The following is a 6,684-nucleotide window of genomic DNA, read 5'->3' on the forward strand; positions in this document are numbered from 1 at the left end:
GGCCCGGGACCCGGGCGTTCAGCTCTGGGCCGGGGTCAGTACCACGAAGTCCGCGTTGAAGGGGTCGAGGCAGACAGCCAGACGGCCCACGCCTTCCGCGTCCTCGGGTCCCATCTGGACCCTTCCGCCGTTCTCCCTGACCTTGGCCACCGCGGCGTCGCAGTCGGTGACATGGAAGACCGGGTGCCAGTACGGGCGGCCGCCCGCCAGGGCGAGGTCCTCCTTGCGGACTTCCATGAGCCCGCCCTGCATGCGCTCCTCGGGCAGCCCGGCCGGGGTGATCAGGGTGTAGGTGCCCTCCCCTCCCGGCATCTGCATGTCGCTGAACTGCCAGCCGAAGACCTGGCCGTAGAACTCCTTGGCGGCCGCCGCGTCGCTGGTGTAGAGCTCGACCCAGGACAGTGAGCCCGGCTCGTCCACGAGTTCGACCCCCTTGCTCTCCCCCGGCTGCCACACGGCGAACTGGCCGCCGAGCGGGTCGCTGTACTGTGCCATCCGGCCCCAGTTGTCGAGGTCCATGGGCGGCACCCGCACGGTGCCGCCGAGGCGCTCCACCGTCTGGGTGGTGGCGTCCGCGTCGGTGACGGTGTAGTAAATCATCCAGGCGGGGCGGGCGCCCTCCTCGGTGAGCTTGCCGAGCCCGGCGACCATCTTGCCGTCCTTGCGGAACATCCCGCCTTCCATGTCCTCCCCGTCCCCCATGGGCTCGTAGTCCCAGCCGAGGACCGCGCCGTAGAAGGCCGCGGCGGCCGGGACGTCGGGCGATCCGAGGTCGAGCATGCAGGGGGAGCCGGGGGCGAAGTCAGTGGTGATCACCGCGGTGTCCTTTCACAGATTCCCTTTGGCGCCAGCGTGCCACCGGGCACTGACACTCGCCCTCCGGCTTGTCCGTCCGGGTCGCTCGGTGCGGGGTTACCGCAGGTTCGCCCCCTCGCATGCGGTGAAGGGGAGCACGAGCCGGGAGGGGTGAACGGCTCGGTGCTCCAGCCAGGGATCTCCACCTGTCGGTGACCGTGAGAGGCGCCTGGCGGAAGCGGCCTCAAGGTGTCCCAGTCACCGGTTCGGCCTGCTCGCTCTCGTCGAACCGGAAGTGGTACGAGACGACGTGCTGGCGCAGGACGTCGTAGGTGTCGAGACCGATGTATCCGGGGGCGGACTCCCGGACCATGGCCGTCTGGCCGGGCGGGAGTTTGCGCAGTTCGGGCACCCAGAGTTCCACCACGAACCGCCCGCCGGGGCGCAGATGGCGGGCGGCGTTGCGGAAGCACTCGACCTGCTCGGCCTGGGTGAGCAGATTGGAGATCGTGTTGCACACAACGTAGACGAGGGTGAACTCGCCGGGGACGACCGTGCTCGCCATGTCGCCGATGACCACGGGGATCACCGACTCGTCGGCCTTGGTGCGCAGTTGCTCCACCATGGGCAGGGACAGTTCGATGCCGGTCACGGGCACTCCGCGGGCGGCGAGGGGAACGGCCACCCTGCCCGTGCCGATGGCGAACTCGAGTGCCGCTCCCCCTTCCGCCAGCCGGGCCAGCCGGTCCACGGCCGGCCCCAGAACGTCGGGCGCGAACATGCCGGTTCCGGGCGTGTCATGGCGTCGGGCGGCGTCCGCGTTCCAGAGGTCCTCCTGTCTCATTGCGCCAACGCTCGTCGTCGGCCCCGGCGTTGTCCAGCGAATTACCTCAGGGCTTGCGGGCGAGGCCGCCGTGCTCGCCGATGGGTTCCGGCGCGGGCGAGGTGGGCTCGGGACGCCAGAGCGGGACCGAGACGACACCCGGCTCCACGAGCTCCAAACCGTCGAAGTAGGCCGTGATCTGGTCGATGGTCCGCAGGTTGTAGGGGACGGCGCCGCTTTCGTTGTAGACGTCCTGCGCCTGCTCGAAGACGGGGTCGATGCCGCGTGAGCCGTCGTTGATGGAGAGGTAGCTGCCGGAGGGAAGCGCGGCCATCAGCCGGGTGACGATGGAGCGGGCCTGGTCGTAGTCCGCGATGTGGCCCAGGATGTTGCTCAGGATGAGAGCGGTGGGACGTTTGAAGTCCAGGGTCTCGCCCGCGGCCGCCAGGATGCGGTCCGGGTCCAGGACGTTGGCGTCGACGTATGCCGTGGCTCCCTCCGGGGTGGAGTAGAGCAGCGCCCGGGCGTGGGCCAGGACCAGGGGGTCGTTGTCGACGTAGACGATCCGGGAGTCGGGGGCGATCCGCTGGGCGACCTGGTGGGTGTTGTCGGCCGTGGGCAGTCCGGTGCCGATGTCCAGGAACTGGCGTATGCCCTGCTCGGCGGCGAGATAGGTGATGTTGCGGCGGAGGAAGGCTCGGCTGCTGCGGGCGATGGTGACGATGCCGGGGAAGACGGCGGTGTAGGCGTCGCCGGCCTGTTCGTCGACGGGGTAGTTGTCTTTCCCTCCCAGCCAGAAGTTCCATATGCGGGCCGAGTGCGGGACCGAGGTGTCGATGTTCTGTTGCGCTGAGTCGGGCGCCGCGGCGGGGTCGGTCATCAGTACCGTCCGTAGTTATTCGAGGGCTGTTTTGGCCAACGCATAATCTACGGTTTCACGGGGCCTCGGCGCAGGGTTCTTCGGTAGGGAGTCGGGGTTGCTGCAGTGGGTCCGGCCTGCGGGGTTCGGGGTCGGGGCCAACGGTTTTTTCGCCCCCGCCGCCCCTTCCCGTCCCGTCCCTGGGGGCTTCGCCCCCAGACCCCCGTTTTTGCGCAGTTCCCCGCGCCCCTAAGGGCGTGCAGTTCCCCGCGCTCCAAAGGGCGCGGGGAACATCGTCAGGCTAGTTCCAGCAGGAGGTCGCCGCCTTCTACCTGTTGGATTTTGTTGATTGCCAGCCTTTTGACGGTGCCTGACTTCGGGGCCGTGATCGTGGCTTCCATCTTCATCGCCTCGATGGTCGCCACCGTGGCGCCGGCCTCCACCTCGTCGCCCTCGGCGACCGCGAGGGTCACCACGCCGGCGAAGGGCGCCGCGACATGGTTGGGGTTGGCGCGGTCGGCCTTCTCGGTGACCGGGACGTCGGAGGCCGCCGCCCGGTCACGGACCTGGATGGGCCGCAACTGGCCGTTCAGCGTGGACATCACGGTGCGCATGCCCCGTTCGTCCGCGTCACCCACGGCCTGCAGTTCGATGAGCAGCCGCACGCCCGGGTGGAGGTCGACGCTGTACTCCTTGCCGGGACGCAGTCCGTAGAAGAAGTCCTTGCTGTCCAGGACGCTGGTGTCGCCGAAGGACTGGCGGTGCGTCTCGAACTCCCTCGTGGGGCCGGGGAAGAGAAGGCGGTTGAGGGTCGGCCGGGGGTCCTTCGCCAGGCCCGCCCGGTCGTCGGCGGTCAGCTCCTGGACCGGCTTGGGCTCGGCGCGGCCCCGCAGGGCCTTGCTGCGGAAGGGTTCCGGCCAGCCGCCGGGCGGGGTGCCCAGCTCCCCGTGCAGGAAGCCGATGACCGAGTCGGGGATGTCGAAGCGGTCGGGCTCCTCCTCGAAGTCCTCCGGGGAGACCCCCGCGCCGACCAGGTGCAGGGCGAGGTCGCCCACCACCTTCGACGAGGGGGTGACCTTCACCAGACGGCCCAGCATCCGGTCGGCGGCGGCGTACATCGCCTCGATGTCCTCGAAGCGGTCGCCGAGGCCGAGCGCGACGGCTTGGGTGCGCAGGTTGGAGAGCTGGCCGCCGGGAATCTCGTGGTGGTAGACGCGGCCGGTCGGTGAGGCCAGGCCGGCCTCGAAGGGTGCGTAGACCTTGCGGACGCTCTCCCAGTAGGGCTCCAGGTCGCCGACGGCCTGGAGGTCCAGGCCGGTGGGCCGCTCCGAGTGGTCGGTCGCCGCGACGAGTGCCGACAGGGACGGCTGCGAGGTGGTGCCCGCCATGGAGGCCACGGCGCCGTCGACCGCGTCCACGCCCGCCTGGATCGCGGCGAGGTAGGTGGCCAGCTGGCCGCCGGCGGTGTCGTGCGTGTGCAGATGCACCGGAAGGCCGAACTCCCGGCGCAGGGCCGACACGAGGGTCGCGGCCGCCGGTGCCCGGAGCAGGCCGGCCATGTCCTTGACGGCCAGCACATGGGCGCCCGCGTCGACGATCTGCTCGGCCAGACGCAGGTAGTAGTCCAGGGTGTAGAGCCGCTCGGACGGGTCGGACAGGTCGGCGGTGTAGCACAGGGCCACCTCGGCGACGGCCGTGCCGGTCTCGCGTACGGCGTCGATGGCGGGCCGCATCTGGGAGACGTCGTTCAGCGCGTCGAAGATGCGGAAGATGTCGATGCCGGTCGCCGCGGCCTCCTGGACGAAGGCGTCGGTCACCTCGGTGGGGTACGGGGTGTAGCCCACGGTGTTGCGGCCGCGCAGCAGCATCTGCAGGCAGATGTTCGGTACGGCTTCGCGCAGGGCGGCCAGGCGCTCCCAGGGGTCCTCGGCGAGGAAGCGCAGGGCGACGTCGTAGGTGGCGCCGCCCCAGCACTCCAGTGACAGCAGCTGGGGAAGGGTGTGCGCCACCACCGGGGCGACGGCGAGCAGGTCCTTGGTGCGGACCCGGGTGGCGAGCAGCGACTGGTGGGCGTCGCGGAACGTGGTGTCGGTGACCCCGAGGGTCGGCGAGGCGCGCAGTGCGCGGGCGAAGCCGTCGGGGCCGAGCTCGGCGAGCCGCTGCCGGGAGCCGGCCGGCGGATCACCGGCGGGCGGCGACGGCAGCTTGGTGAGCGGGTCGATGAGATCCGGCCGCTCGCCGTGCGGCTTGTTCACCGTGACGTCGGCGAGGTAGGTGAGCAGCTTGGTGCCCCGGTCGGCGGAGTGGCGCGCGGTGAGCAGCTGGGGACGCTGTTCGATGAAGGACGTGGTGATGTTTCCGGCCTGGAAGTCCGGATCGTCGAGCACCGCCTGCAGGAAGGGGATGTTCGTGGCGACCCCGCGGATGCGGAACTCGGCCACGGCGCGCCGCGCCCGGCCCACCGCGGTGGCGAAGTCCCGCCCCCGGCAGGTCAGTTTCACCAGCATGGAGTCGAAGTGGGCGCTGATCTCCGTACCGGCGTGGGTGGTGCCGCCGTCCAGGCGGATGCCCGAGCCGCCGGGCGAGCGGTACGCGCTGATCCGCCCGGTGTCGGGACGGAAGCCGTTGGCCGGGTCCTCGGTGGTGATGCGGCACTGCAGCGCGGCGCCTCGCAGGGTGACGGTCTCCTGGGAGAGACCGAGGTCGGCGAGTGTCTCGCCGGCGGCGATGCGCAGCTGTGCCTGGACGAGGTCGACGTCGGTGACCTCCTCGGTCACCGTGTGCTCGACCTGGATGCGCGGGTTCATCTCGATGAAGACGTGGTTGCCGTCCCGGTCGAGGAGGAACTCCACGGTGCCGGCGTTGCGGTAGCCGATGTGCCGGGCGAAGCGCACGGCGTCGGCGCAGATGCGGTCGCGCAGAGCCGGGTCGAGGTTGGGCGCGGGCGCGAGTTCGATCACCTTCTGGTGGCGGCGCTGCACCGAGCAGTCGCGCTCGTACAGGTGGATGACGTCGCCCTGGCCGTCGGCGAGGATCTGCACCTCGATGTGACGGGGTTCGACGACGGCCTTCTCCAGGAAGACCGTGGGGTCGCCGAACGCGGACGCCGCCTCCCTGGAGGCCGCCTCGATGGCCTCCCGCAGCTGGGCGGGGTCCTCGACGCGGCGCATGCCGCGCCCGCCGCCGCCCGCGACCGCCTTGACGAACACGGGGAAACCGATCCCGTCGGCTGCGCGGACCAGCTCGTCCGCGTCGGTCGAGGGCGTCGAGGAGCCCAGGACCGGAACGCCCGCCTCACGGGCGGCGGCCACGGCCCGCGCCTTGTTCCCGGTCAGCTCCAGGATCTCGGCGCTCGGCCCGACGAAGGTGATGCCCGCATCTTCGCACGCCTTGGCCAGTTCCGGATTCTCGGACAGGAAACCGTAGCCCGGGTAGACGGCGTCGGCGTCCGCCCGTCGCGCGGCGCGCACGATCTCCTCCACGGAGAGGTAGGCCCGCACCGGGTGCCCCGGTTCGCCGATCTCGTACGCCTCGTCCGCCTTCAGGCGGTGCAACGATTTGCGGTCCTCGTGGGGGAAGACGGCGACGGTTCGGGCGCCCAGTTCGTAGGCCGCGCGGAACGCCCGAATCGCGATCTCACCGCGATTGGCGACCAGCACCTTGCGGAACATTCTCGATCCCTTCAGCCTGCCGTTGACGAAGACCATCGTGTCGGTGGCAGGTCCGGTACGCCATGTGAGCCGGGCCACTCACGCCGGGCGGCCGGCGCATGTGAGGGGCCACAGAGGAACGTTTTCCCTCTGTGGCCCTCACCATGTCAGCGGCCCGCGCCGGGGCGCCGCACTACTCGGTGATCTTGAGCAGCTTGTTCGGGGTGCCGGAGCCGGGGTTGCTGATCTTGTCGGCGGTGGCCCCGCCGGTCAGTGCCGACGCCACGGCCGCCGGGTCGGCGTCCGGGTGACCGGCGAGATACACGGCGGCCGCGCCGGCCACGTGGGGGGGAGGCCATCGAGGTGCCGGATGTGTCCCGCGACGCGGCCGGCCGCTGTCCACCGGCGAGAAGATCGCCAACCCCAGGCAGGAGCGGCGTGACCGCGCCCGCCTGGCCCGCGCGCAGCGTGAGCTGTCGCGGAAGGCGAAGGGCTCGGCGAACCGCGAGAAGGCCCGGCGCCGCGTCGCCCGGGTCCACGCGCGGATCGCCGACCGG

3 protein-coding genes and 3 pseudogenes are annotated in these 6,684 nt (G+C 70.8%); 1 reads left to right on the plus strand and 5 read right to left on the minus strand.

All coding sequences use genetic code 11. The features are described from left to right. Positions 1-18: 18 nt before the first annotated feature. The 5 genes and pseudogenes from AB0L56_RS21310 to AB0L56_RS21330 form a co-directional block, all read right to left on the minus strand. Positions 19-816 carry a VOC family protein gene (locus AB0L56_RS21310; RefSeq protein WP_361033793.1) on the minus strand — a complete coding sequence of 266 codons (798 nt, stop codon included), beginning with the start codon at positions 814-816 and terminating at the stop codon, positions 19-21. Between the two features lie 247 nt (positions 817-1,063). Beyond that, positions 1,064-1,639, minus strand: a pseudogene (locus AB0L56_RS21315) (class I SAM-dependent methyltransferase); the annotation flags it as partial. 46 nt (positions 1,640-1,685) lie between these two features. After that, a complete protein-coding gene (locus AB0L56_RS21320) occupies positions 1,686-2,498 on the minus strand; it encodes an SAM-dependent methyltransferase (RefSeq protein WP_365425333.1) in 813 nt (270 codons plus the stop codon). Positions 2,499-2,773: 275 nt separating this feature from the next. Next, a complete protein-coding gene (locus AB0L56_RS21325; RefSeq protein WP_365425335.1) occupies positions 2,774-6,148 on the minus strand; it encodes a pyruvate carboxylase in 3,375 nt (1,124 codons plus the stop codon). A gap of 172 nt (positions 6,149-6,320) precedes the next feature. After that, positions 6,321-6,498 (minus strand): annotated as a pseudogene (locus AB0L56_RS21330) (S8 family serine peptidase); the annotation flags it as partial. 24 nt (positions 6,499-6,522) lie between these two features. Between AB0L56_RS21330 and AB0L56_RS21335 the strand changes: the two are divergent. After that, positions 6,523-6,684 (plus strand): annotated as a pseudogene (locus AB0L56_RS21335) (transposase); the annotation flags it as partial.

It is taken from the genome of Streptomyces sp. NPDC052079, assembly GCF_040680275.1.
Taxonomy (GTDB): Bacteria; Actinomycetota; Actinomycetes; order Streptomycetales; family Streptomycetaceae; genus Streptomyces.